We start from the raw sequence: 26,534 nt of genomic DNA on the forward strand, positions 1-26,534 counted from the left end.
TTTTGATTGAATTTCCACATAACTGCTTATTTCACGACCTCAAAAGTAAGCACAAGAGCGTGGGTATTAAGTGGCGCAAAATCCGGAGAGGCAGATATAAACATGATTGCCTTCATTGTATTATCCTTAACCTCCTTAATAATCACCCTTCGCTCATAATCTATCATTCCAAAAAACATGTCACCTGAAAATTCCAATGTACTAACCCCACTATAGGTCATAGCTCCGCCGGGGCCATATACAGATGACACCGTTAAATCCGCACTTTCCTCATAGGTGAAAGTTGAATTTGGCTCGGGGGTAAAGAATCCGGTACACAAACCAAAATCTTGGTTCGAACTAGGATTTTTAATTCCCGCACCACCTGTGGTCAAAAATTGATAGACCAGACCACTAAATGCAGCCCCATCCTTTATATCCATGGAATAACTCCCATCAAAATGAAAAGTATATTCATCCTGGTAAACTTCACCCAATCCTAAACCTGCTCCCAATATGCCTGCTGGAAGTGGTGTGGGAGCTGCAGCATAAGGCGTTAAACCTGCATCTGCATTGGCAAAATAATCACCATCTGAATGTCCACTAGATATCCTCCATGTTTTACCATTGGTAGCCGTTGGCCCTCCAGTAAGTAATATATAAGGTGTTAAATCTACCGCCAGACTAATTTCCTTGCTTACAGAACTTCCATCTGCAGCAGTAGCTGTCAACTTCGCGTTGTAATATCCTCCTTCTGTGAAGACATGTACCGGGTTCTTTTCTGTACTTGTAACCCCATCACCAAAATCCCACAACCAAGAGGTCGCGTTATTGGTCAACCCTTGGAAGGCTACTTTCTTTCCTACCGTACTCTGAAAAATATCAGCGGAAAGTGGAATAATTTCCGAACTACCACTATCATCTGAACTACAAGAAGACAGGGACAGCATCATTGAAAACAAAACTCCATACAGCAGTATTAGATTTTTTTTAGTCATAAATAATAGTTTTAAGTTAGTTTTTTATGTAATCAAGGGTTAAATATTACTAATTACCTGAATCTTGTTCCCAACTTGATGACCCCAGTTAACAATACGTTAATATTAGAACCATTTAATTACACTTTTATCAAAAATATATTTAAATTTTTCAATACAATTCAGATATATTATTAAATATGCATTAAATATTAACCCTCGATTTAATAAATTAAATATAATTTTGTGAAATAAGTCAATATTCTTATTATCTTTTATGCATGCATAATAAGAGCATTTTTAACATTTAAATGTGAAGATTTATGAAAAAAAAATCTTACGTCTTATGTAAGGCGAAATTGATATTTTTACTTATTCCATTTTTCTTTCTAGTTTCCCTAAATGTCCATTCACAACAACTAAAGGTGGGTGCGGCCAAACGTATAATTACTCCCAACCCATTAATTCCGGTTTCTGGCGGTGTAGGAACTCCCAAGCCCGCTATTGAAAAAAAAGGAGAACTATACGTTAGGGCCATGGTGATAGAAAAGGGGGAAGAAAAAATAGCGATTGTTAATATCGACAATTTGGGATGGCCAGCAGCGCTTGGAAATAAATCACGAAAATTGATCAAGGACATACCTTTCAATAATATATTAATAGGAGCAACACATACCCATAGCGCTCCAGATGCCTATGCTTTTCCGGACGAAAAAGGCAATTTTGCAGCAGATTTAGAATACCTTGATTGGTGCGTAAACCAAATTGCAGATGCGGTGAATGAAGCTTCAAAAAATTTAGAACCCGCCAAGCTAAAAATAGCAGTTGGGGAAGCCAAGGGCAAAATAGCCTACAATTATTACGCTCCAGAATTATACGATCCAAGATGTGGGGTAATACAAGCCTTGGGTACCAGAGGAAAAAATAAAGACCAGCCAATTGTTACTCTGGTAAACTATGCCATACATCCGGAAGTAATAGGCAGCGATCGTGGAATTTTGAGCCCTGATCTTATTGGACCACTATACGATAGAATTGAGGCCAAGACCGGCGGGATGGCAGTTTTTATGAATAGTGCCCAGGGAGGAATGGTCACTGCAGACAATAGGCTGGACAACAATGCTGAGGCCTATGATTGGGAAGAATGCAACCGCATCGGAAATTTGTTGGCAGATGAGGCCTTAAGAATCTTATCAGCTGCCAATATCCAGGAGAATCCTGAACTTTACTGCACCTCCAAACAGGCCGAATTCCCTATAGATTCCGAAATGATGCGATACATTTTTAATAATTCGCCTTTAAAAATGGGGAATTCTGAGAGTAGTATTAGTACCACCCTTAACCTTATAAATATTGGATCGGCCCAAATACTGACCATTCCCGGGGAAGCCCTACCCAATATAGGATATTATTTAAAACGAAATATGCCTACAGAACATCCTTTCCTTTTTGGATTGACCAACGATGCCTTTGGGTATATATTGACCAAGGAAGATTTCAACAGTTTTAAAAGATATGAATATGTAAGTCGCACCAGCCTAGGGGAAAAAACAGGAGAAATCCTCATCAATGAACTTTTGACCCTAATTAAAAACAATCCAAAACCCAAGAAGTAAAATAATTGCTAATCCTAACAAAATAACTTTATGAAAAAAATGCTTTCTCTTTTTGTATCGATGTCCTTATTATGTATATCCTCCTGTAAGGACAGTCCAAAAAAAATAGTGGAAAATGTTGTCCCAACCGAAGCGATAGTAACTCCCGAAATAGCACTGCAGAGTTACCTAAAAAATGACGACCAAACCTTTAAGTGGGAACTCAAAGAGAATTACCCCATAGGAGATGTAACCGCCTACGAACTCTTACTGACCTCCCAGAAATGGAGAGAGCATGTCTGGACACATGAACTCACGGTATTGGTACCCAAAGAGGTTTCATATGACGGAGCCCTATTATTAATTACCGGAGGAAGCGTAAAAGAAGGTATGCCCAATTGGTCTTCTAATGAAGAGGACAGTAAATCGATTAGTTTTGCGAAGGTAGCCGAAAAGAATAAGGCCATAGTGGCTATCGTAAGACAGGTTCCCAATCAACCGCTATATGACGGTTTAACGGAAGACGAGCTTATTTCTTTTACCCTTCACAATTATAAAAATGATAAAGACCCAACATGGCCTTTACTTTTCCCCATGGTAAAAAGTGCGGTTAGGGCTATGGATGCAGTTCAAGAATTCAGCAGTAAAAACCTACAAAAGGATATTACACGCTTTACCGTAACAGGAGCTTCCAAGAGAGGCTGGACCACTTGGCTAACAGGTGCGAACGACAAGAGGGTCGAGACCATAGCGCCAATGGTAATAGATGTTTTAAATATGCCCGTTAGTTTGGATTACCAAATTACAGCTTGGAACGAGTATAGCATACAAATCAACGACTACATTAAATTGGAAATTCCGCAAACCGTAGGAACCGAAGATGGTAAAGCGTTAACCCAAATGGTGGACCCCTATTCCTATAGGACCCATTTGACCATGCCAAAATTAATCTTTATTGGCACCAATGATGAATATTGGCCCGTAGATGCCATTAAGAATTACATTAACGATATCCCTGGTGAAAATTACATTCACTATGTGCCCAATGCCGGTCATGATCTGGGTGGTGGCGAACAGGCTGTGAGAGCCCTGAGTGCCTTTTGGGGGAAATCACTAAAAAAGACACCTCAGACGTCCTTAGCTTACGATCTTAAAACGGATAAAACCTCGGCGACCTTAACGGTCAAAACTACTTCCGATGAACTTCAGAATGCCTATATATGGTCTGCAGATTCCTCTGACAGAGACTTTAGGGACGAGAAATGGACCTCAAAACAAATAGATTCAAAAGATCATGAACATATTTTTCAGCAGGTAAAATTCCCAAAAAGTGGCTTCAAGGCTTTTTATATAGATTTAGAATACGCCGATCCCAATGGTGGAAAATACACCAAGAGCACTAGAATGTATGTAGCTGACGACGATGAAATCCTTTAGTAAAAAACAGGCATATTGGTTTTTAGGAATTATCACCATTCTTTTGCTGCTGGCCTTTACCTTCATTTACGCAAGTGATACCAGCGAAAACCTCCCTGTGAGTGAGTATTACGGTTATGACAAGGCCATACCACTTAAGGATTCCATAACGCTATTGAAGGATACTACAGACCATACCCTTTTTCATGTTTCCTACTACAGTGTGCACGACAAAAAAGTGACCGGTTTATTAAGTCTGCCTAAAATCAGCACCTCTCCCCTACCCGTAATTATTTTAATGCACGGTTTGGGAGACAACAAGAGTGTGGATTATGTATCCTATGGTAACGAACTTTTCCTGAAAAACGGCTATGCTGTATTACGGATCGATTTTAGTCAGCACGGCGAACGGAAGAATGATGTTTATGATTTTAATCTGACCGGGAATTATAAACACTGGAGCAGGGACATCATTAGTCAGACCGTATTTGACCTAAGACGGGCAGTCGATTTTATTGAGACCCGCAAGGAATTGGATGCCCAAAGAATAGGATATTACGGCATTAGCCTTGGTGGAATTACCGGCACTGTTTTTTGCGGGGTTGAAAGCCGTGTGAAGGTTCCAATAGTGGCTTTGGCAGGTGGACAATTGAATTTGTTGTACGAAAAGAAAGCCCTCTCCAAAGAGGCAAAAAATTTTGTTAGCATCATAGAGCCTTTAAACTTTGTAAAACACATTGCTCCCCGTCCGTTCCTAATGTTAAATGCAAAAAATGATGAAATAGTACCTCCCTTAATGAGCACCTTACTTTTTAAAGGAGCTAAGGAACCTAAGGAAATTATATGGTACGATGCCAAACACAGGGATGCCCCGTTGGACATAATTTTCGGGGACGGGCTCAACTGGTTTAAAAAATATTTATAAATCTATACATCAAAAAAATAATTAAAATGAAAAAGTCATATTCAATCACTTTGTACATGGTCCTTTGTATGGCCCTGCTACTAATTAGTTGTGGTGAAAAGAAAAAAAATACTGATGAAGCCACAAATTCCGAATCTACAGAACAAAAGGCATCGGCCGAGATTAAAACTTGGGCTGAAAAATTAGGATGGCCTGCCGGCAAAAAGGTAATAATGCTTCATGCCGATGACATCGGGATGTGTCCAGAGGCAAATATGGCCGCTGATGCATTATTGACAAACGGGCATATCCAATCTGCTGCAGTAATGATACCATGTCCCAATGCGGAAGAATTCATCACTTGGGCCAAAGAACATCCCAATATGGATATAGGGCTACACCTAACCCTTACAAGTGAATGGAAAAAACATCGTTGGGGCCCAATAACTCCAGAGGTACAAGTCCCAGGACTATTGGACCCGGAAAACAAACTATGGCGGAGCGTACCTGAAGTAGTCCAACATGCGACTGCAGAGGAAGTTGAAAAGGAAATAAGGGCCCAAATAGAACAATCTATAGCATGGGGCTATAGACCAGATCATATTGACACCCACATGGGTACTTTATTCGGCGACCCCAGTTATGTAAAGGCATACATTAAAGTGGCCCAGGAATACGGTATTCCTGCAAATATTATTGATCTTTCCGTACCTTCCGTACTGGCAGAGTTCAGGGCCAAAGGGTATCCAATGGATGATTCTGTCGTTAAAATGTCCGAAGCATATACCCTGCCCAAATTGGACTATTTTACAAGTGCACCAAAGGCGGATACTTATGAAGAAAAGCTGGAAAGCTTTAAAGAATTGATAAAATCCTTACAACCAGGTCTAACAGAAGTCATTTTTCACCCTTCCGTAGAAACCGATAACTTAAGAAGTATTACGGGATCATGGCAACAAAGGGTTTGGGAAACAGAAATATTTGCCGACCAAGACCTAATAAATTTCTTTAAGGACGAAGATATTATTTTTACGAATTGGAAAGAGATCATGAGTCGGTTCAATTCTATGAAATAAAAAGAATATCCAGTTATTAAATATTCATCACCTAAACATAAAAAGGAAGTATTGGGCAATTTCTTTCCACCACCAATATACATTGGTTCGTAGCCAAGAATTTGCCCAATTCTACTAAACACGATTACTACTGTCCAAAGGCATAGCTAAACCCTACAATCACAAGATCAGTGGTCATATCATAGGCCACTTCGCTTCCCGGGATAGCCCCGGTAGGATTGGTGTTCGCATTCCATGGACCTCCTGAGCTATCAGGTATTGGATTTAGCAACGGGCCACTTGTGGGGCCACTGCTAGTTCCGTGGTGATAGGCAACATCAAGGCTCAATCGCTCGTTTACCTTGTAACTGAGCCCAAACTGAAGCGCATTTTTAATGATTGCGGTCGCAGGAGAGGACATGAAAACAAATTCTTCCTGAATGGGATTTTCACTGTAAGTATACCCTATACGCAAAGGCAGTCTTTGAATACCCTTATACTGAAGACCCGTAGAGATGACAGAGATACTTTGCCATCCGAATCCCTGTACAGCACCTGTAGGAAATCCTGCGAAATCGCCACTTTCTGCTATTTGCCAGCCCGACTTTCTAAAGCCATCCGTATTGTCATAGTCAATGTATCTATAATCCAGGGCATAATCAAAATCCCCTTTAGAATATCCTAGTCCTACCGAATAAATTGCTGGGTAGTCCATATTAAAATCTACGCCAGGAGCCTCGGTTCCATCTAGATACGTATTGCTAAAACTGAAATCATTAAAAACCTGTTTGGATTTATAAGAAGCACCTAACTTCAATCCGCTTCCGGAATCGTAAAAAACACCTAACTGTGCCCCTATGCCAACGGCCTCGGCTTTATCACTATTTGGGTAACCTAGGGACTGACTTGGTGCAGCTAGTGGGTTTGGTCCAATTTCCAAAGTGGCATAATTAAAATTCGGTTGTATCCCCAAAGAAATCTTGTCGGTTATTTGATAGGTATAGGCAAAACTTACCTGCAGTAGCGCATAATCCGATTCTATGCGGCCAAACCCTCCTGAGCTCTGTGGCATTGTTATGGGGTTATTCTGACTTTCAGGAAAAGTAACGCCAAAACCGGAAACACCATAGGCCGAGAATCCAAAGGTATGTTTGCTCTCTTCCTTGCCCCAGACATAAGCTAGGGCCGGCAGTATTGAAACACCCCTGTCATCTCCCGTGGATCCACTGAAGGGCCCGTTTTGGGTAGGCACGGTAGATGAAATGGAAGGATCCGAAAAAAACAAACCTGCATTAACAGATAGTATTTGTCCGTCAAAAGATGAAAGTGAGGCCGGATTCCAGAGTAAAGCTCCGCTAATATCCAGCGGCTGGGCTGTGGCAGCACCACCCATAGAGGTATTAACACTTCCCACCCCCTGCAGTACATGCCCTACTTGGGCTTGTGCATTTGTGCCCCATATTAGTAAAATAAATATTAAAAAAAGTCCTCTGGAATTCCCAGAAAAATTCGAAATGTTACTTGTTAATTTATCCATTATTGACCGTTGTTTAAAATTTTATATCAATCCCATTCTTGGGACCCAGCTTAGCAGGCGCAAAACTACAAAATAAAATCTATAGGCTTAATAGGTTATTAATATATTTACAAGGAGATACTCATGGCATATTAACGTATAGAAAGGAAACATCAATAAATAGGTAAACCAGAAATAAACACTAAAGTCACCTCCACCTTATCCCGGATAATTAACGCTTATCCGCATAACCAACCTCAAATAGCTTATGGCTCTACCCAAGTCCATAACCCGAAAGCAAGACCTGTTTTAGGATTAAAATCAATGCCCAACGATGGGACCATTGGCGCCTTAAGTCTAAAATAGCTTGAGGACATCATCAGCTGTGCCTTTATTCCGTTTTTTCTATTTTAGCAGGTAAACAAAGTGGTTCGAAATTTCAAATATTCTAACACTTTTTTAAAATTATTTCAGATAATTATACTTTTTAGGTAAAATATAATGTAAATCAAATAAAATATAATAAGGAAAATACCTTTTAAAAAGTTTTATTTGTGTGTAACCCAATTACGGGACAATGATAATGCATTTCTTTAAAACCTATTTATCATGAATTCAACCTCTGGAATTATCCTTGCCATTTCTTTGATCATTATTATGTTTGGGATGGGTCTATCCTTGACCCTATCCGATTTCAAGAGAGTGGTTACTTATCCCAAGGCCATGATCGTAGGGCTGCTTTGCCAGATGCTGTTACTACCACTAATTGGGTATTTCATCGCTATTTCCCTAAGCTTGTCCCCAACCACCTCCATTGGCATTATGTTATTGGCTGCCTGTCCGGGTGGACCTACATCCAATATGCTCACTTACTTAGCTAAAGGAGATTTGGCCTTATCCGTTTCCCTTACGGCAGTTTCCAGTATCTTATCCATTTTAACCATCCCTTTTATTGTGCAATTTGCCTTGGAAGAGTTTTCCAATAAAAATATGGCCATTACTGTTGATGCCTTAACTATGGTGAAACAACTAATGATTATAGTGATCATACCCGTTGGAATTGGGATGCTGATAAAGAATAAATTCGAAACCTTCGCGAACAAGATGGACAAACCTGTTAAAATAGCTTCTGCAATAATTTTTGTTTTGGTAATTATTGGGGTGACCATAAGTGTTAAGGACGTTTTCATGAGCTATCTTAGCGAAGCTGGTCTGCCGGCCATACTATTAAATGTGAGTACTATGACCATAGGATTTTTAATGGCCGTATTATTCAAACTAAATAGACCACAGGCCATTAGTATTTCGATTGAAACAGGAATCCAAAATGGAACCCTGGCCATAACCCTGGCAACAATTGCCTTGAATAATGCAGAATACTCCATTGTTCCTGCCATCTATGGATTGTTAATGTTTATAACCGCTACCGTAATTATTTTTATCAGAAAACCCCTTGGCGTTAAAGATGAATTAAGCCTAAAAAAAGACACCGCCAATTAATCTTTGTGCCCAAAAAATGAAAAAAAATTACTTCATTGTAGTCCTTATTTTATTCATCTTTTTTGTCATTTCCTTCCTTACCAATATTTTAGGACCCTTAATACCGGATATCATCACGGATTTCAAGGTTAGTTTAACCATGGCAGCGCTATTACCTTTTGCCTTTTTCGTAGCCTATGGTGTGTTTTCCATTCCCTCTGGAGTAGCGGTCGAAAGCTATGGCGAAAAACAAGTAATATTAGCTGCATTTTTGGTCTCTTTTTTTGGCGCTATTTTATTTTCAATGTATCCCAATTTCCCTATAGCGCTGGTATCCCTATTTTTAATCGGCTCTGGAATGGCCATGTTACAAGTGGCCATAAATCCATTGCTTCGGGTTGCAGGTGGTGAAGAACATTTTGCCTTTAATTCAGTAATGGGACAGCTCGCTTTCGGCCTGGCCTCATTTATTAGCCCTTTTCTTTTCTCCTATCTTGTACTCAATTTGGAAAATTACTCTGGTCCTGACAATTCCAATTTTATCATCAATACGTTTCACAACATTGTACCAGAGAACTTGCCCTGGGTTTCCTTATACTGGATATTTGCCATTATCTCATTATTTATGCTCCTTTTTATATATCCTATAAAACTACCCAAAGTAGAAAGGAATGTAGAAGAGAAAGCTGGTACATGGGCCACGAACAAAGAATTGTTAAAAAACAAAAAAGTGATCTTGTTTTTTATGGGATTGTTCGCCTATGTTGGTACTGAACAAGGGGTAGCCAATTGGATGTCCCAATTTCTCTCGGAATATCATGGATTGGACCCAAGGGTTGAAGGAGCCAGCGCTATTGCAATGTTCTGGGGGCTATTAACTGTTGGCTGTATTTTGGGACTGCTATTATTAAAATTTATGGACAGTAAATTGGTCCTGAAAATATTTGCAGCGGCGGCCATCTTGAGTTTGACCGCAGGACTTTTCGGCTCTGCACAAATTGCCGTTTTAGCATTCCCCTTGGTTGGCTTTTTTGCTTCGGTCATGTGGTCCATAATATTTTCCCTTGCATTGAACTCGGTTAAAGATAATCACGGCGCCCTATCAGGAATACTTTGTTCCGGAATTGTAGGCGGGGCCATAGTTCCACTTATAGTTGGGGCTATTGGCGATCTGGTTGGTCTAAAAGGAGGTATGATTTTTTTATACCTAACCCTAGGTTTTATTTTTAGCATCGGATTTTGGGCCAAACCTCTGGTAAACAACAAAACCATAAGTCTTAAAGAATTTTTTGGCACTGGAAAAACATCGGAACCTTAAGTTAAAATAATCATGGGCATGAGAATAGTACTTATTTTATCGATATTCTTATTAATTGTTGGATGTAAAGCAAAACAATATGATGTTTCTGTACCCCCAAAAGGCTACTCTAGCAATACCACCCTAAAAATAGCCTACGCAACTGGGGCCTTAAAAATAATAGAAACCGATTTTCCCATTCCGGAAGATATAATGGAACACAAGGATGTCACCTACAAAACAATAGATTCCCTTGATCTGAAGTTAGATCTCTACCACTCCAAGGATATTAAAAAAGACGCTCCTTTAATTATCTTCATCCATGGGGGGGCATGGAAAAAAGGTAACAAACACGATTATTTGGCGTATTTGATCAGTTATGCCAAAAAAGGATATATAACGGCTACCATTCAATATAGGTTAACCGATGTAGCTAAATATCCTGCCCAGCTCCATGATGTGGAAGATGCTGTAAGGTGGCTAAAAACAAACGCGGACCAGTACCATATAAATCCTGAAAAAGTAGCCATGGTAGGGGGTTCCGCCGGGGGGCATTTGGCAATGATGAACGCCTATTCCAACACTCCCCAAGATGTAGATAAGAACGGAAAATCTGCCGCTGTACAAGCCATCGTGAATTTTTATGGTCCGTCCAATCTTACGGATGAAACTGCCATTAAAGCAGCCTCGGTACAATATTTAATAGGTAAATCCTATGAGGAGGCCCCTGAACTGTATAAAAATGCCTCTCCCCTATTTCTGGTTTCAAAAAATGTCCCACCAACCATTACCTTCCAAGGTACCCTGGACGAATTGGTACCCTATGAGCAATCGGATATATTACATGCCACGCTACAAAAAGCAGGAGCTATTTCTTACTATCACAAACTTAAAGGCTGGCCACATACCATGGATGCATCCGTAAAAGTGAATGCGTATTGCCAGTACCATATGGATGCGTTTTTTGAAAAGTACATCCCTATAAACTAATCCCAAGGATACGTAATGAAAAGGTTGAAAAAAATAGCAAAAATCACTGCCTATTCTATTGGAATGGTCATATGCCTTGCGCTTATTGCTATTTTCATTGCTAGCTGGAAATATAAAAACATTGTAAATGCCACACCACAAAATCAAACAGAAAATTTAAAACCAGGACAATTAGGTAAATATGTAAACACCTTTATAGGTACCGGCGGTTTCCCCCCTTGGGTTTGTGGATTTAACTTTCCGGGTGCAACGGTTCCATTCGGCATGGTCCGACTTAGTCCTGAAACCATGTCCAGCTATAACAATACCAAAGATTTTAGCACCTCAGGATATTACTATGGAGACAATAAAATACTTGGTTTTAGCCATACACGATTAGCCGGGACAGGAGCTACGGATGGAGGGCATTTTCTATTTACTCCGACAACTACACCCAGTAGCAATATTAACTACAAAGAGGACTACACCCATAAATTCTCCCATAACAACGAGATTACTTTTCCAGGGTATTACCGAGTAAATTTAGAGAAAGAGCACATCGTAACAGAACTTACGGCAACGGAGAGATGCGGACTGCATAGGTACACCTTTACCAAAGACAGTAATAAAAATATACTTATCCATATTACCAATACCACTGGTAACCACAGCGCTCAAGACGGTGCAGTTACTATACTTCCCAAAAAAAATGAACTGGAAGGCTCCGTTAAAACATTCGGCAGCTTCGCAGGTCGTTTTGGAGGAATAAAAGTATACTTTGTAGCTAAATTTGATCAAACTTTTTCCAACTATGGAATTTGGAATGGAAAAAAATATAAAACCAATGCAACTTTCGACCAAAGTGATAGTCTAAAGGTATGCTTGAATTTTGCCCAAGAAAAGATATTGGTAAAGGTTGGAATTTCCCATGTTAGCATTGAAAATGCACGTTTAAACCTTGAGACAGAAGTGGGTAATCTAAATTTTGAGGATATACTCCAAATTGCGAAGGACAAATGGGAAAGCAAATTGGATTTAATCAAAATTGAGGGTGGCTCACTGGAGGAAAAAAGAGTCTTTTACAGTGCCTTATATCGAAGTTTTCAAATGCCCACTACTTTTAATGATATAAATGGACAATATATGGGCTTCGACAAAAAGGTCCACATGGCCAATGACTTTACTTATTATACGGATCTTTCATTGTGGGATACCTTTCGAACAGTACATCCATTATTTAATTTAATTGCCAAGGGAGAACAACGGGACATGTTGGTTTCTTTGGTAGAAATGGCCAAACAAGGGGGGAGCCTACCACGCTGGCCCTCAGGTTACGGATATAGCAATTCCATGCTAGGCTCTCCAGCCGATATGGTCATTGCAGAATCTTATATAAAAGGTATCCGCAATTTTGATGTGGACCTTGCTTATCAAAAAATGAAACAAGTTGCCTTGGAGCCCATTCCAAAAGATAGTTCTGCAACAGGCCGTGAAGAAATAAACGAATATGTTACCTATGGCTATTGCCCTACCGAATTTGGGGATGAAGCTGTTAGCAAGACCTTGGAGTACGCTTGGGCAGATTATTCTATAAGCCTTTTGGCCAAGGAACTGAATTTCTACGAAGACCAAATATTGTTTGAAAATCATTCCAAATTCTATAAAAATGTATGGAATCCGGAAACACAATATTTCCAGCCCAGACATAAGAATGGGCATTTTGTAGAAAAATTTAAACCTTTGCAACTTACATATACGGATTGGGACAAGGAGTATACTAAAGATTACACGGAAGGAAGCGCACTTCAATGGCGATGGGCCGTACCTTTTGATACGGATGGATTGGTGTCTCTTTTTAAAGATAAAGACTATTTTATTAGTGAACTTAACGATTTCTTTGCCAAGGCCGATCCTAAAAAAGCCACTTGGTCGCCAGGATCTTACTACTGGCATGGAAATGAACCTGATATTCATGCCGCCTACCTTTTCAACACTGTTGGAAGACCGGACCTGACCCAAAAATGGGTCCGTTGGATTTTGGATAATAAATACGATAATACCTACGTAGGTATCGACGGCAATGATGATGCAGGAACACTGTCCGCTTGGTATATTTTTAGCTCACTTGGCTTTTACCCCATTGCAGGAACGGATATCTATCTACTTGGTGCACCATTGTTTAAAAGCGCAGTTCTTAACATGGGTAAAAACCTATTGACCGTTAGTACGAAAAACTATGACCCAAAACATATCTATGTAAAACAAGTGCTGCTCAACAACATACCCTTGGGCCGCACCTGGATCAACCATAAAGAAATAGCCAATGGTGGTAATTTAACATTCATCATGGCCAAACAACCAGAATATTCAATTAACGAACAATCATCAAAATCGACCTTATGAGACTTTTATTTTTATTATGTACTTTGTTAATAGCATCATGTAAAGGAAAAATGGATAAATTACCTGAAGTAGTTCCATTAGATCATCCCGCTATAGTGGAACAGGAATTTGTTTATGAAATAAAGAATGCGCTAACCCCAGAATGTCATGCTTCCACTGTAGAAGTAAGTAATGGGACTGTTATTGCATCTTGGTTTGGTGGAACGGAAGAAAAGAACGACGATGTGGGGATTTGGGTATCCCGAAAAACAGCCGGTTCATGGTCTACCCCTATCGAAGTTGTAAATGGTGTGCAAGAAGATGGTTCCAGATACCCATGTTGGAACCCTATACTCTTTAAACCAAGAGACCAACCATTAATTCTATTTTACAAGGTAGGGCCTAGCCCAACTGAGTGGTGGGGGCTATATATGACCTCTGAGGATGATGGCAAAACCTGGTCCAGCCCTACAATGCTTCCAGATGGCATTCTAGGACCTATAAAAAATCAACCCATACAATTGGCAAGTGGGGAAATACTCTCTCCGTCCAGTACCGAAGATGACACTGACGGCTGGAAAATACATCTTGAACTTAGTTCTGATAACGGAAAGACTTGGTCCAAGACACAGGCCCTTAATGATGGTAAGGAATTTGGTGCCATTCAACCAGTGGTCTTAAATTATGGAAATGGAAAATTACAGCTACTGAGCAGAACGGAAAATGAAGTTATCACGGAAAACTGGTCTTCGGATTATGGCAGCACTTGGAGTAAAATGGAAGCCACATCATTACCCAACCCCAATTCTGGAGTTGATGGCGTAAGTTTAAAAGATGGGCGACAATTATTGATATACAATCCTACTGGTAAAAATTGGGGCGATAGGGTACCTTTAAGTTTGGCCCTGTCCAATGATGGTAAAAATTGGAAGAGGGTATTGGACTTGGAACCGTTACGGGAAAATACGGATAAGGAAGGGGAAGAATATTCATACCCAACAATGATACAGGCTACAGACGGTAAGGTGCACATTGTTTATACGTGGAACAGAAAAACGGTAAAATATATCGTTTTAGACCCCCAAAAACTTAATTAAAAACAATCATGGTAAAATGGTTAAAAATATTGGTTAAAATTTTTGGAGCACTTATCCTGCTCCTAGTTATTCTTTTCTTTTTAGGTACCAGCACTATAGATACCACTCCGTATTTTGAAACGCAATATTACAAGAATACCATTGAAAATATAGAGGAAGCCGTTAAAAATAAAACGGAAGCCAAAGGGTCTTTACTAGCTGGATTTGCAAGAACAAATATCACCCCCAAAATTGTAAGCGGAACTCCAGACCCCAATAACGGGGAATTCAACAGCATTAAAATGGCTGGTTATGGTAGTGGCAAAATTGCAACAGGTGTTCACGATTCCATATTTGCCAAAGCAATCGCCATAGATGTCAACAATGAGTCCATTGTACTGATCAACGCGGATCTAGTAGCCATACCCGAAGATCTTGTCTTAAAAGTAACCGAAATCCTAAAAGGAAAGATATCCAGGAAACAACTTTTTTTTGGAGCTACCCACACCCATTCCAGTATTGGCAATTGCATGCCCGGCTATGTGGGCAAAAGTTTTGGGGGCGAATATCAACCAGAGGTGGTCGCATGGCTTGGCCAAAAATTTTCCGACCTTATTTTAAAGGCTTTGGCAGACAAACAGCCTGCTCAATTTTCATCGGGCTACATTAAAGTCCCTAATTTGGTTCGAAATAGAATCATAGGAGAGTCGGGGCGACTAAATGATAAACTAGATCTTTTGTCCTTTATTCAAGAAAATGGCAGAAGGGCCACTATTGGTGCTTTTTCCGCGCATGCCACCGTAATAGGTACCGATAATGAACTGTATACCGGAGATTATCCCGGATATTTCCAAAGGCATTTGGAAGAAAACGGGGTGGACCTCGCCATGTTTTTCGCTGGTACGGTCGGAAGTCATTCCAACAAGGGAATAGGCGAGAAATTTGAAAAGGCAAAATACATAGGGGAAACGCTTGCCGATTCGGCCCAAGTGGCCTTAAACAAAATGGAGCATTCCGGAAATATGGATTTAACGGCGATATCTTCGGAAATCGAAATACCAAAGTTACAATTCCTATATATCTCTGACCGTTTAAGACTTACACCCTACTTGGCAAGGAAGCTAATGCCCGTAATGAACCCTATTCATGTGCAAGCCCTTAAACTAAATAACCTGATTTGGCTTGCCCTGCCCTACGAACTTAGCGGCGAATATGGCTTGGATCTAAAAAACGCCTTAGAGCTGCAGGGTTATAATTCCGTGCTCAGCAGTTTTAATGGGCAGTATCTAGGTTATATCGTACCTCAAAAATATTACTATTATGACACTTATGAAGCCCGATTAATGGGATGGTATGGCCCAACCATGGGTGATTACCTAATGGAGCTCAATTATAAAATGGCCAACGAATTAACACATACCAAGCTATAAAACTATATCTAATGAAAACTTTAAAAAAGGGGTTGAAAATATTCGGGATATCTATCCTTTTACTATTGTTGATCGGGGCATCCATCGTGATGTATAATTGGCGTGATCGCCATCCCGATTATGCAATCGATCTAAAAATCGAAAACAAAACACCTCAACCCATAAAGGCCGGATTTGCCAAAAAACCCATAACGCCTACCATCGTGGATACTTGGAACGATGCCAATGGAAACAACAAATACAGTAAAGACGAAGGCGACACCTTCAATGACAACAACAATAATGGAAAATTTGATGCTTATTGGATAGCCGGAATGAGCAATGCCAAGCCGGCGCAGGGTGTCCATGACGATGTATGGTCCCGTGTTATGGTAATCGACGATGGCAAAAGCAGGATCGCAATGATTTCTATGGATGCTATTGGTTTTTTACATGGTGATGTCATCGATATCAGAAAACGTTTACCTGCAGAGTTGGGAATAGATTACACCTTATTATCTTCCACCCATACGCACGAGAGCAATGACCTTGTAGGCATCTGGGGAGAAAATATTTTCAATTCCGGCGTAAATCCTGAAATGATGGAATATGTGAAATCCCAAACGGTTGCCGCTATTACGGAGGCCGTACATAATTTACGTCCGGCAAAACTGGTGTTCGCCGAAGATCTATCCGGTGAAGATGGCAAACTCATCAAAGACACTCGAAAACCCATTGTAAAAGCCACAGGAATTCATTTAATGCAGGTTCTAGATGCCGAAAACGATACTACCATGGGGACTATTGTCAATTGGGCAAATCACCCCGAAACGTTATGGTCCCAAAATTTACTGATCAGTTCCGATTTTCCACATTTTATACGTGAAGCTATAGAAAATGGCGTATACAATGGAAAGGAATTGATGCAAGAAGGACTAGGTGGAGTCGCCATTTATTTTTCAGGGGCAATTGGCGGCCTTATGGCCCCCCATCCTTCCTTAGGCATTCAAAATCCCTTTACAGCAGAAGAATATTTTGAACCCACTTTTGAAAAAACCAAAGCGCTAGGAGATCAAATTGCCCTAATGTCTTTAGCTGCCCTAAAACAAAAAGGAGATACCCTAACCAATTCCAATATTTCGTTAAGGGCAAAAACCATATTGGCGCCCTTGGACAATACCACCTTTAAAATTGCCAGTGGCATTGGCTTGATTAAAATGGGCATGCCAGAATACTTCAAATCCAGAACGGAGGTAGGTGCCATTCGTATAGGCCCTGCCCTATTTTTGAGTATCCCTGGAGAAATATATCCAGAAATTGTTTATGGCGGAATTGAAGCTCCGGAAGGGCGTGAATTTGACATCCAGCCTATGGAGATACCTCCACTTCAGGAATTGATCACTGACAAGTACAAATTCTATTTAGGACTCTCCAATGATGAAATTGGATATATCATTCCCAAAAGTGAATGGGATACGGGAAAACCTTATCTCTACAATGACGAAGGGGACACTTATGGGGAAGAAAATTCATTGGGACCAGAAACTGGACCAATCGTTTACAAGGCGCTAACAGAAGTCATCAAGGATCTAAACTAGCACAACAATCGCAACCCCTAGGCCGCCTCAAAAAGACAATTCCTATTAATTGTAATTACAAATGCTTTCTAAAAAATAAAACATCCTTATCGAGATTTATGTAGCTGGGACACATTTTTTGATCAATTTGCCATAACTTTAAAGTTCTGTTAGCCCATCACCATACTTCATGTACACCATCATAGATATTGAGACTACCGGAAACGGAATAAAAGGCAATAAGATTACGGAGATTTCCATCTTCAAATTTGATGGTTATGAGGTACTGGATGAATATACTTCCTTAGTAAATCCCGAATGTGAAATTCCGTACTTTATAACCGGTTTAACAGGAATTGATGACAATATGGTGCGCAATGCCCCCACTTGGGAAGAAGTGGCTCCAAAGGTCCTGGCAATGACCCAAGACACCATATTCGTAGCCCATAGCGTAAATTTTGACTATAACGTCATTAAAAATGAATTTCAGAATATCGGAATTAATTTTTCCCGTAAAAAATTATGTACCGTTAGATTATCCCGAAAATTGATTCCGGGGCTAAATTCATATAGTTTAGGCAAATTATGCACCTCCTTAAATATACCCCTGACCGATCGCCATAGGGCGAAAGGAGATGCCCAGGCAACAGTACTTTTATTTATAAAATTACTACGCTCTGATGGTGCCGAAAAAGTATTTAAGTCCTTTTTGGATTCACGTTCACAAGAGGCCACACTTCCTCCTTCGCTAGCTAAGGAAATCTTTGAAAGATTGCCCAATTCTCCCGGAGTATATTATTTTAAGGATGAAAAAGGAACCATTATTTACGTGGGTAAGGCCATTGATATAAAAAAACGGGTATTGAGTCATTTTTACGACAAGGCCACCAAAGAAATTCTCAAGTGCAAGGCTATACATGATATATATTTTGAATTATCGGGTAGTGAGCTGGTTGCCTTATTAATGGAGTCTGCAGCTATAAAACAACATTTCCCAGTGTACAATCAAAGTCAAAAACGAACGCCTCAGGAATATGCTATTTTCTCCTATGAGGATAGAAAAGGCATACTGCACTTGGCCTACAATAAATTAAAATTGGCCCCCAATCCCTTAGCGACTTTTAACAACATAACAGAATGTAGATTGTTTATGGAAGAATTGTGCAAGGCCTATGGGCTATGTCCAAAATTCTGCCATTTACAGGAAAACATCTCCAGTTGTTCCCATTATAGCATAAGTAACTGCACAGGAATCTGTAGAGGAACGGAATCTCCTACTGAATATAATTTCAAAGTAAAAACGGCCCTTGAGGAATTAATGCTCAAAAATCAAAATATCGTAATCAAAGAAAAGGGAAGGTATAAAAAGGAAGAAGGGTTTGTTTTGGTTACCAACAACAAATATAGAGGCTACGGATTTATACCAAAAAATGAACAAGTAATTACCGTGGACCATTTGGAGAATTTTTTGGAACTCCAAAAGGAAAATATGGACACAAAACGAATTCTTTCAGGGTATTTAAGAAAATACCCCAACAAAGCAATTCTGTTATCCACTATTTCCATTTAAAGAAAAGGAGCCGAAAATTATCACACTAAGGATGCGCCCCTATCTATTTCTTCTTGCCACTGTTCATCAACATCAATACGGCTACAACCAAACCAACACAAACAGCTGCAAAAACCGCAATCATTATTATTCCGTTGCTCCAATTCACTAAAGGAAAGTACTGTAAAATCATAGATACGTATTTTAGATTCAGTAGGCTAAAATATATACAAACCCAAATTTAAAATATGATAAATATCACTTTTAAAGCGTCGTTGGGCAAACATAGTCGGTTACTGCATATCCAGAATCCTTAATTTCCGCATATCCTCCTGCAATATCCACTAGATTATGTATTCCCCTACTTTTTAAAATTGAAGCCGCAATTACGGACCTATACCCTCCTGCACAATGCACGTAAAAGGTTTGCTCCTTGGGGAATTCCGCCATATGATCATTTAAAAAATCCAATGGGGTATTATTTGCATTTTCTATATGTTCGGAAAGATATTCGGACTCCTTACGCACATCAAAAACCAGCTTTTCTTCGTTCTTAAGAGTATCTTTCAACTCCTTGGCAGGAATGGAAGTGATGGTGTCGTATTCTTTTCCGGCGGTTTTCCAAGCCTTAAAACTTCCTTCTAAATAGCCCACGGTCGCATCGAATCCAACCCTAGACAATCTAATGATGGCTTCTTCTTCCCTACCTTCAGGCGCCACCAATAAGATAGGTTGCTTGGTATCGGCAATAAGAGCACCTACCCATGGTGCAAAACTCCCATCCAATCCAATAAATATAGATCTAGGAACATATCCTTGAACAAAATCGTTTTGATGCCTCACATCCAGTATTATGGCGTCCGTTGCATTAGCAGCCTCTTCAAATTCATCTGGAGACAAGGAGGTTGTTCCTCTTTCCAATACTTCGGCTATATCCTCATAGCCTTCCTTGTTCATCTTTACGTTAAGTGGAAAATATTTGGGAGGTGGCAAAAGACCATCTGTAACCTCCTTAACAAACTCCTCCTTGGTCATATCTGCACGTAGGGCATAATTCATTTTCTTTTGATTCCCGAGGGTATCCACCGTTTCTTTCATCATGTTCTTTCCACAGGCAGATCCCGCACCATGGGCTGGATATACCACAACATCATCCGCCAAAGGCATAATTTTATTTCTAAGACTATCAAACAATAAACCTGCCAAATCTTCTTGGGTCATATTGGCGGCCTTTTGAGCAAGATCTGGTCTACCCACATCACCAAGGAACAAGGTATCCCCCGAAAATATAGCATAATCCTTACCGTTTACATCCTTCAATAAATAGGTGGTGCTTTCCATAGTGTGGCCAGGAGTATGTAATGCCCTTATGGTGATATCCCCAAGCTTAAATTCCTGACCATCTTTAGCTATAATAGCATCAAAAGAAGGATTGGCAGAGGGTCCATAAACAATTGGCGCACCCGTTTCCTTTGACAAGGTTACGTGACCACTGACAAAATCTGCGTGAAAATGGGTTTCGAATATATATTTTATAGATGCGTTATCTGCTTTGGCTCTTTTTAAATAGGGCTCTACCTCCCGCAAAGGATCAATTATGGCCACTTCTCCATTACTTTCTATGTAATATGCCCCCTGCGCTAAACATCCTGTATATATCTGTTCTATTTTCATCTGTTTATGTTTATAAGTTCTTAAAAGGTCATCCCAATATTTATCGGGAGTAATTCACCATTATACATTTTCGTTGGTAACCAAAATTGTTATGGTACATGTCATATTCCTCGTTTTTTGTGAAGTATTATTATAAAATAATCAAAAAAAATTAAATGGAAATTTACCTGTACAAAGGTAAATAATCTAACCCTTTGAGTCTGTAACTTTAGTTACTTAGGTTCTGATATGCGACTTTTTCCCTTAAACCGTTAATGGTATTGGGATCGTCATAATAAGCTACGGCCTCTTTTATTTTTACAAAAAGATACTTCTTGTCCAAGCTCTTGACGATTCCACTTTCGAAAATAATGTCCCTTGTTGGACCAATAGCTCCTGCAATGTAGAACTGAATATTCATTTGATGAATCTCATCAATAACATTCATTAACATTGTGGAAGCCGTTGAATCTATGTAATTAATAGCTTCAGCATTTAATATCACTGCTTTTAATCCAGGTCCTTTGGCTTTAATATACTTAGAGAGTTGACTTTTAAAATAAGTTGAATTTCCAAAGTACAATTGCGAATCGAACCTCACAATTAAAAGATCTGGTCTAACTTCTACTTCTTGCCCAAAACGCTCAATATTCTTGTAGTATTCAGAACCTATTACATTTCCCAATACTGCAAAATGTGGCTTGGATGTTCTATAGACCATCAATAATAAAGATAGTAATACCCCAACTAGAATTCCCTCTACTATACCTATTGAAAGTGTAATTAAGAAAGTGACCAGAAGTACTAGAAACTCATCCTTGCGTTGTTTCCATAATTTTTTGGGATAGGTAAGATCTATTAATCCAAAAACTGAAACCATAATAATAGATGCGAGTGCTGCCTTTGGTAAATTATAAAATAAAGGGGTTAGAAATAAAAGTGTCAGAGCCACCATACCAACACTTATTACAGAGGCTATTGTCGTTTTTGCACCCGCTTCGTAATTAATCGCTGATCTAGAAAAACTAGCGGTGACCGAATACGATTGAAAAAATGAACCTACTATATTTGAAGCCCCCAAAGCAATCAATTCTTGATTGGGGTCTATGGTTTCAACCTTATTTTTTTCCTCAAATGCCCTACCAATGGAAATGGCCTCCAAATAACCCACAAAGGCCAGGGTAAGTGCAATGGGCCAGACATCCCTAAACTTTTCAAAACTAAAATTATGGATTTTGAATGATGGCAATCCTGCCGGTACCTCCCCTACTACCTGAACATCATAGGCTTCTAAGTTAAAGAAGTAAACGGCCAAACTACTTAATACAACTACCAAAAGAATAGCCGGAAATTTTTTAAACCACTTTTTAAAAGAAACAATAATTAGTATGCCAATAATCCCAATCCCAAAATCATAGATATTGGTTTCCGAAATATGTTGAAAAGCGTTAATTACCAATCTATGAAATTGATTGCTACTGGCAATATCCGCGCCCAATAAATGCTTTAGTTGACTGAAAATAATAATTACTGCTGCGGCCGAGGTAAATCCGCTAATTACGGGTCTGGACATAAAATTCACCAAAAACCCCATACGTAAAAAACCCAACAGCATCTGAAAAGCTCCTATCATAAAAGCAAGGAACAAGGCCATTAGAATATAATTCTCAACACCTGTTATGGCCAAGGTTCCCAGTCCTGCTGCCACCAAAAGTGAATCCATAGCTACGGGTCCAACAGCAATCTGCCTAGAGGTGCCCAAAAAGGCATATACTAAAATAGGAAACAATGAGGCATACAAGCCATAAACAGGAGGTAGTCCGGCAATCATGGCATAGGCCATACCCTGGGGAATTAAAATCACACCCACGGTTATCCCGGCCACCAAATCTTTTCCAAAAAGGTTTTTATTGTATTTTGGAAGCCAATCCAGAAAAGGTAAATATCTCCTCATTCACCAAATTTAATGTTAAATACCTAATTTGTGTGTAACGATGGTTACACATTATTAATTTAAAAAATCTATTCCTTCATTGGAATTGGATATAAATAAAGTTTAAATAATTTATCTTGTACCTTCAAATCAGATAATTCCATAAAACATGCAAAAATTCACAACTGTCATTGGTTGCCTCATAGTTTCCTTACTTCTTAGTCAATGCACCACCATAAAATCTGTTGCCCAAGAAAAAAACGATGGCTGGGTTGCCATGTTCAATGGAAAGGACATTAATGATTGGACCACTAAAATTCACCATTATGACGTTGGGGATAATTATGGAGATACCTTTAGAGTGGAAGACAGTATCATTAAAGTACGCTATGACAATTATGAGGGTGATTTTAACGAAAGATACGGACACCTATATTATAATACCCCCTATTCCTACTATCATTTTGTTGTGGAATATCGCTTTGTAGGCGAATTACATCCAGGGGCCCCCAGCTATACCATAAAGAATAGTGGGGTAATGTTTCATTCCCAAGACCCCAGGACCATGCCCAAAGAGCAAGACTGGCCCATATCAGTGGAATTGCAATTGTTAGCTGGCTTGGAAGAAGGAAAGTCACGACCCACAGGAAATATGTGTTCGCCTGGAACAGATGTGGTATACGAAGGTAAAATAGATCCTAGACATTGTATTAATTCCTCTTCAAAAACCTATTTCGGTGATCAATGGGTGCGTGCAGAGGCTATCGTTATGGGGGATTCCATAGTAACCCATATTATTAATGGTGATCAAGTATTACAATATACCAAACCACAAATAGGCGGCGGTGTTGCCAACCGCTATGATCCGGCAATCAAGATCGATGGTAAATTATTGAAGGATGGCTTTATTGCCTTACAGGCGGAAGGGCAACCCATAGATTTTAGAAAAGTGGAAATTAAGAACTTAAAGGGATGCATGGACCCCAAAGCCTCGAATTATAGGAAATACTATATTAAATCTGACCCCGAGGATTGTAAGTATAATTAACACTACGCTCCCCTAGGTCTATTGTATATCTCCCCCAACGGGCAATCCACTGGGGACTTTTTCAGGAATTTCCTTGTCAAAATTGTCGTCGTTAAGGGTGTTTAAAAAAGAAATAATCAAGGACATATCCTTAACGCTGAGTTGAAGTTCTTTCACAAAGGGGTCGAACATATCCTTGGACACAGACGGATTTCGTGTTTTCCCAAAGGAGATATCCTCATAAAACTCCAATACCTGCTTTAAATTTTGAAAGGCGCCATTGTGCATATACGGTGCGGTGAAACGTAAATTTCTGAGAGAGGCCGTCCTAAATGCGAAACTTTCCTCAAATCCACTATCGGGCTCTAATACTTTCTTATTCTCGGGCACGCCCAATACATGCAACTTATAATCTGAAAACATGGGGCCATTATGGCAATTGATACAACCCACGGATTTAAAAAGTTCCAAACCTTCTTTTTCAGCATGGGAGATGACGTTTACATCACCTGCCATATATTGGTCAAAACGGGAATTGTTGGCCACCAAAGTCCTTTCAAAGGCTGCAATCGCCTTCCCTATATGGATACTATCTATTGGAGTATCCGGGCCAAAAGCCTCTGCAAATAGATTTTTATATTCGGAAATAGATTGAAGTCTTGTTGATACTTCCGTTAAAATTTGCGACTTTGAAAAATGGACTCCTTTCATTTCCTCCATGGTCTTTATAGGTTCCAATGCCTGTTTTTCCAAACTCTTTACCCTGTCGTCCCAAAACATTGGAGCGTTCTCAGGATCATAATCCTCTTTCCCATGAATCCCATTATATGCAGTGTTCAAAATAGTGGGAGAATTGCGTTTCATTAAGGGGATATTATTGGGTTCCTTAAATACCCTTTTACTGCCTAACCCTAGACCATTACTTCCAATGGAAAGATCCAAAAACTCTGCATAGCCGGTTGCTGGGTGGTGACAAGTAGCACAGGCAATGTCCTTACCCCCAGAAAGTATAGGGTCGTAGAACAATAGCTTTCCCAAAAGTTCCTTCTCCTTGGAATTTGGATTGTCTATAGGCGTTTTAATGTTCTTTGGCAAGGCGGCAACTTTAGCCATTTCCCTAGGTTGAATCGCATCATTATGCTTTTCCTTTGTAGAATTGCCGCATCCCGTTAATAATAAAAACAGGAATATGACGTACTTACCAAAATCAATCCTCATATATCTCAACTTTTTCCTAGACAAGTTTAACACATAATATTCTCAATAACAAGGCTTAAACCTATAAATCCAAAACTTTTATTTGATTTCTATAAAGTTCTATTTTACCTTCATTTTCCATTTTTTTCAAGAGTCGTGACACTACAACACGGGAGGTGTGAAGATCATAGGCAATTTCCTGATGGGTGGCGTACAAAAATTCATCGTGCGTAACTTTGGCCTTATCCTGCAAGTGCTTTAACAGTCTTTCGTCCATTCTAAGAAAAGCAAGCGTATCTATGGTCTCCATAAGCTCTATCATCCTAGCATGGTAACTGTCCAAGATAAACCTTTGCCAAGTCTTATATTTACCCATCCAAGTCTCCAAATAACCAACGGGAATCATTAATAATTCTGTATCGGTTTCCGCGACTGCCCTTATGCCACTTTTTTTGTCCCCCATGCAACAGGAAAAAGTCATGGCACAAGTATCCCCTTTTTCAACAAAATAAAGCAGCAGTTCATTACCCTCATCATCCTCCCTCATAACCTTAATGGCTCCGTTCAGCAATAAGGGCATAAACTTAATTGTCCCTCCGATTTCCATTAGAGTTTGGCCCTGACTAACTTTTTTATATGAACCAACTTTCCTGATTTCCTCCAACAATTCTGGTTCAAAAAGATAACCATAATGTAATTTCAATGCTTCTATCATCTTTACCGTATCAACTAATTGATTGTATAATTACCGAAAAAATCCTATCCAACTTATTCATATTTTGAAATCCGGTATGCAATTGTTCCTGACTTACTGAATAGGGATAAAAGGAAATAGGTTCTATGCAGAGCATATTTGGAACCTCTGTCCACAACATAAAATTACCAAAACCTTCTGTTTTTATTCTAAGTTCCCCAACATCCGATAAGGTAATGGAATTACATTCCAATATTGGTAGCGCCCTACTTCCTGCATCAAGGACCTGCTGCAAAGAAATTGTTTTATCAATGGTTTTTATCGAAACATTTTCAGAATGTAACTTAAAGGCTGGATGATACCCCAACATAAAAGGCATTCCTTCCTCACCTCTGATCTTAAATTGAATTTTCAGGCCATTTTCGAAGATTTCGAAGGACTTTTGGAATTGGAAACTATATGGCCATGATAAATACTCTTCCGTGGATTTAGAAGGATATTTAGAATTTTTTATAAGAGTGCCCGAAACATATTCTTTTTTAAAAATTACGTTTGTTTTGGTTTCAGAAACAAGTACATATTCCATATCCCGCAATAGGCCATGTTGATCCTGCACAGCGATTCCTTTTGGGGTAGCAACCTTATATTTTGCATCACTCGTGGGGCCTATAACTGGAAACATTTCGGTATCGGAGTTTCGCCAACCTGCACTACCCTTTTGGTGAATGTACTCGTGCCCACCAATTTCATAACCTATCAATTCACCAGCGTCGATTCTTACTTTTTGACTATGTAGTTCCAAATTCACCATGTACTTTCACTTTTTATTTGAAATTCACCAATTTGCGGT

21 protein-coding genes are annotated in these 26,534 nt (G+C 39.5%); 13 read left to right on the plus strand and 8 right to left on the minus strand.

What is annotated here, in order from left to right; all coding sequences use genetic code 11:
• Positions 1 to 26: 26 nt before the first annotated feature.
• Positions 27 to 977, minus strand: coding sequence for a PKD domain-containing protein (locus CWD90_RS23555; RefSeq protein ID WP_103474277.1), 951 nt, complete (start codon positions 975 to 977; stop codon positions 27 to 29).
• A 302-nt stretch (positions 978 to 1,279) separates the two neighbouring features.
• Between CWD90_RS23555 and CWD90_RS02060 the strand changes: the two genes are divergently transcribed.
• Genes CWD90_RS02060 through CWD90_RS02075 form a run of 4 tightly spaced genes read left to right on the plus strand, consistent with a single transcriptional unit; the run spans position 1,280 to position 5,947 of the window.
• The gene (locus tag CWD90_RS02060) at positions 1,280 to 2,572 is read left to right on the plus strand and encodes a hypothetical protein (protein ID WP_205161189.1); all 1,293 of its coding nucleotides are present in this window, start codon (positions 1,280 to 1,282) and stop codon (positions 2,570 to 2,572) included.
• Between the two features lie 30 nt (positions 2,573 to 2,602).
• Positions 2,603 to 3,988, plus strand: a complete 1,386-nt coding sequence (locus tag CWD90_RS02065) for a PhoPQ-activated pathogenicity-related family protein (RefSeq protein ID WP_205161190.1) — start codon at positions 2,603 to 2,605, stop codon at positions 3,986 to 3,988.
• Entirely contained in the window at positions 3,975 to 4,892 is a 918-nt protein-coding gene (locus CWD90_RS02070) for an alpha/beta hydrolase (RefSeq protein WP_103474279.1), read from the plus strand. The genes CWD90_RS02065 and CWD90_RS02070 overlap by 14 nt, the downstream gene beginning before the upstream one ends.
• A 26-nt stretch (positions 4,893 to 4,918) precedes the next feature.
• Positions 4,919 to 5,947, plus strand: coding sequence for a polysaccharide deacetylase family protein (locus tag CWD90_RS02075; protein ID WP_205161191.1), 1,029 nt, complete (start codon positions 4,919 to 4,921; stop codon positions 5,945 to 5,947).
• A 127-nt stretch (positions 5,948 to 6,074) separates the two neighbouring features.
• Here CWD90_RS02075 and CWD90_RS02080 read toward each other — a convergent pair whose 3' ends face one another.
• Positions 6,075 to 7,463: an OmpP1/FadL family transporter gene (locus CWD90_RS02080; protein WP_103474281.1), complete on the minus strand. Its 1,389-nt coding sequence runs from the start codon at positions 7,461 to 7,463 to the stop codon at positions 6,075 to 6,077.
• A 588-nt stretch (positions 7,464 to 8,051) separates the two neighbouring features.
• Between CWD90_RS02080 and CWD90_RS02085 the strand changes: the two genes are divergently transcribed.
• The 8 genes from CWD90_RS02085 (at position 8,052) to CWD90_RS02120 (ending at position 19,201) form a co-directional block, all read left to right on the plus strand.
• A complete protein-coding gene (locus CWD90_RS02085; RefSeq protein ID WP_103474282.1) occupies positions 8,052 to 8,942 on the plus strand; it encodes a bile acid:sodium symporter family protein in 891 nt (296 codons plus the stop codon).
• A gap of 16 nt (positions 8,943 to 8,958) precedes the next feature.
• Positions 8,959 to 10,239: an MFS transporter gene (locus CWD90_RS02090; RefSeq protein WP_103474283.1), complete on the plus strand. Its 1,281-nt coding sequence runs from the start codon at positions 8,959 to 8,961 to the stop codon at positions 10,237 to 10,239.
• 18 nt (positions 10,240 to 10,257) lie between these two features.
• A complete protein-coding gene (locus tag CWD90_RS02095; protein WP_157941145.1) occupies positions 10,258 to 11,208 on the plus strand; it encodes an alpha/beta hydrolase in 951 nt (316 codons plus the stop codon).
• Between the two features lie 15 nt (positions 11,209 to 11,223).
• The gene (locus tag CWD90_RS02100; RefSeq protein ID WP_103474285.1) at positions 11,224 to 13,590 is read left to right on the plus strand and encodes a GH92 family glycosyl hydrolase; all 2,367 of its coding nucleotides are present in this window, start codon (positions 11,224 to 11,226) and stop codon (positions 13,588 to 13,590) included.
• Positions 13,587 to 14,666 (plus strand): sialidase family protein, encoded by a 1,080-nt coding sequence (locus CWD90_RS02105; RefSeq protein ID WP_103474286.1) that lies wholly within the window; start codon positions 13,587 to 13,589, stop codon positions 14,664 to 14,666. Before CWD90_RS02100 ends, CWD90_RS02105 begins: the two co-directional genes overlap by 4 nt.
• 8 nt (positions 14,667 to 14,674) lie before the next feature.
• Positions 14,675 to 16,075, plus strand: coding sequence for a neutral/alkaline non-lysosomal ceramidase N-terminal domain-containing protein (locus CWD90_RS02110; RefSeq protein ID WP_103474287.1), 1,401 nt, complete (start codon positions 14,675 to 14,677; stop codon positions 16,073 to 16,075).
• A gap of 11 nt (positions 16,076 to 16,086) precedes the next feature.
• Complete coding sequence (locus CWD90_RS02115; protein ID WP_103474288.1) at positions 16,087 to 17,652, plus strand: hypothetical protein; 1,566 nt, start codon at positions 16,087 to 16,089, stop codon at positions 17,650 to 17,652.
• A 169-nt stretch (positions 17,653 to 17,821) separates the two neighbouring features.
• Positions 17,822 to 19,201, plus strand: a complete 1,380-nt coding sequence (locus CWD90_RS02120; RefSeq protein ID WP_103474289.1) for an exonuclease domain-containing protein — start codon at positions 17,822 to 17,824, stop codon at positions 19,199 to 19,201.
• Between the two features lie 43 nt (positions 19,202 to 19,244).
• On the opposite strand, the gene CWD90_RS23560 is transcribed toward CWD90_RS02120, so the two are convergent.
• The 3 genes from CWD90_RS23560 to CWD90_RS02130 form a co-directional block, all read right to left on the minus strand.
• Positions 19,245 to 19,373, minus strand: coding sequence for a hypothetical protein (locus CWD90_RS23560; protein ID WP_262494938.1), 129 nt, complete (start codon positions 19,371 to 19,373; stop codon positions 19,245 to 19,247).
• 71 nt (positions 19,374 to 19,444) lie between these two features.
• Positions 19,445 to 20,854: an MBL fold metallo-hydrolase gene (locus CWD90_RS02125; RefSeq protein WP_103474290.1), complete on the minus strand. Its 1,410-nt coding sequence runs from the start codon at positions 20,852 to 20,854 to the stop codon at positions 19,445 to 19,447.
• 208 nt (positions 20,855 to 21,062) lie between these two features.
• On the minus strand, positions 21,063 to 22,787 hold the full coding sequence (locus CWD90_RS02130; RefSeq protein WP_103474291.1) for a SulP family inorganic anion transporter: 1,725 nt from the start codon (positions 22,785 to 22,787) through the stop codon (positions 21,063 to 21,065).
• A 148-nt stretch (positions 22,788 to 22,935) separates the two neighbouring features.
• Here CWD90_RS02130 and CWD90_RS02135 point away from each other — a divergent pair, with 148 nt between their 5' ends.
• Positions 22,936 to 23,814, plus strand: a complete 879-nt coding sequence (locus CWD90_RS02135; protein WP_103474292.1) for a 3-keto-disaccharide hydrolase — start codon at positions 22,936 to 22,938, stop codon at positions 23,812 to 23,814.
• 18 nt (positions 23,815 to 23,832) lie between these two features.
• Here CWD90_RS02135 and CWD90_RS02140 read toward each other — a convergent pair whose 3' ends face one another.
• From CWD90_RS02140 to CWD90_RS02150, 3 genes are all read right to left on the minus strand, one after another.
• Positions 23,833 to 25,011 (minus strand): cytochrome-c peroxidase, encoded by a 1,179-nt coding sequence (locus CWD90_RS02140; RefSeq protein WP_103474293.1) that lies wholly within the window; start codon positions 25,009 to 25,011, stop codon positions 23,833 to 23,835.
• A 61-nt stretch (positions 25,012 to 25,072) separates the two neighbouring features.
• Positions 25,073 to 25,705: a Crp/Fnr family transcriptional regulator gene (locus CWD90_RS02145; RefSeq protein ID WP_103474294.1), complete on the minus strand. Its 633-nt coding sequence runs from the start codon at positions 25,703 to 25,705 to the stop codon at positions 25,073 to 25,075.
• A 10-nt stretch (positions 25,706 to 25,715) separates the two neighbouring features.
• Positions 25,716 to 26,495, minus strand: coding sequence for an aldose epimerase family protein (locus CWD90_RS02150; protein ID WP_103474295.1), 780 nt, complete (start codon positions 26,493 to 26,495; stop codon positions 25,716 to 25,718).
• Positions 26,496 to 26,534: the final 39 nt, after the last annotated feature.

The sequence above is a fragment of the Arenibacter catalasegens genome, assembly GCF_002909235.1.
In the GTDB taxonomy this organism is placed as follows: domain Bacteria; phylum Bacteroidota; class Bacteroidia; order Flavobacteriales; family Flavobacteriaceae; genus Arenibacter; species Arenibacter catalasegens.

Bases quoted from the DNA above. Each gene is read 5' to 3' on its own strand.
- CWD90_RS23555 (WP_103474277.1), bottom strand. From the start codon at position 977: ATGACTAAAAAAAATCTAATACTGCTGTATGGAGTTTTGTTTTCAATG.
- CWD90_RS02060 (WP_205161189.1), top strand. From the start codon at position 1,280: ATGAAAAAAAAATCTTACGTCTTATGTAAGGCGAAATTGATATTTTTA.
- CWD90_RS02065 (WP_205161190.1), top strand. From the start codon at position 2,603: ATGAAAAAAATGCTTTCTCTTTTTGTATCGATGTCCTTATTATGTATA.
- CWD90_RS02070 (WP_103474279.1), top strand. From the start codon at position 3,975: ATGAAATCCTTTAGTAAAAAACAGGCATATTGGTTTTTAGGAATTATC.
- CWD90_RS02075 (WP_205161191.1), top strand. From the start codon at position 4,919: ATGAAAAAGTCATATTCAATCACTTTGTACATGGTCCTTTGTATGGCC.
- CWD90_RS02080 (WP_103474281.1), bottom strand. From the start codon at position 7,463: ATGGATAAATTAACAAGTAACATTTCGAATTTTTCTGGGAATTCCAGA.
- CWD90_RS02085 (WP_103474282.1), top strand. From the start codon at position 8,052: ATGAATTCAACCTCTGGAATTATCCTTGCCATTTCTTTGATCATTATT.
- CWD90_RS02090 (WP_103474283.1), top strand. From the start codon at position 8,959: ATGAAAAAAAATTACTTCATTGTAGTCCTTATTTTATTCATCTTTTTT.
- CWD90_RS02095 (WP_157941145.1), top strand. From the start codon at position 10,258: ATGAGAATAGTACTTATTTTATCGATATTCTTATTAATTGTTGGATGT.
- CWD90_RS02100 (WP_103474285.1), top strand. From the start codon at position 11,224: ATGAAAAGGTTGAAAAAAATAGCAAAAATCACTGCCTATTCTATTGGA.
- CWD90_RS02105 (WP_103474286.1), top strand. From the start codon at position 13,587: ATGAGACTTTTATTTTTATTATGTACTTTGTTAATAGCATCATGTAAA.
- CWD90_RS02110 (WP_103474287.1), top strand. From the start codon at position 14,675: ATGGTAAAATGGTTAAAAATATTGGTTAAAATTTTTGGAGCACTTATC.
- CWD90_RS02115 (WP_103474288.1), top strand. From the start codon at position 16,087: ATGAAAACTTTAAAAAAGGGGTTGAAAATATTCGGGATATCTATCCTT.
- CWD90_RS02120 (WP_103474289.1), top strand. From the start codon at position 17,822: ATGTACACCATCATAGATATTGAGACTACCGGAAACGGAATAAAAGGC.
- CWD90_RS23560 (WP_262494938.1), bottom strand. From the start codon at position 19,373: ATGATTTTACAGTACTTTCCTTTAGTGAATTGGAGCAACGGAATAATA.
- CWD90_RS02125 (WP_103474290.1), bottom strand. From the start codon at position 20,854: ATGAAAATAGAACAGATATATACAGGATGTTTAGCGCAGGGGGCATAT.
- CWD90_RS02130 (WP_103474291.1), bottom strand. From the start codon at position 22,787: ATGAGGAGATATTTACCTTTTCTGGATTGGCTTCCAAAATACAATAAA.
- CWD90_RS02135 (WP_103474292.1), top strand. From the start codon at position 22,936: ATGCAAAAATTCACAACTGTCATTGGTTGCCTCATAGTTTCCTTACTT.
- CWD90_RS02140 (WP_103474293.1), bottom strand. From the start codon at position 25,011: ATGAGGATTGATTTTGGTAAGTACGTCATATTCCTGTTTTTATTATTA.
- CWD90_RS02145 (WP_103474294.1), bottom strand. From the start codon at position 25,705: ATGATAGAAGCATTGAAATTACATTATGGTTATCTTTTTGAACCAGAA.
- CWD90_RS02150 (WP_103474295.1), bottom strand. From the start codon at position 26,495: ATGGTGAATTTGGAACTACATAGTCAAAAAGTAAGAATCGACGCTGGT.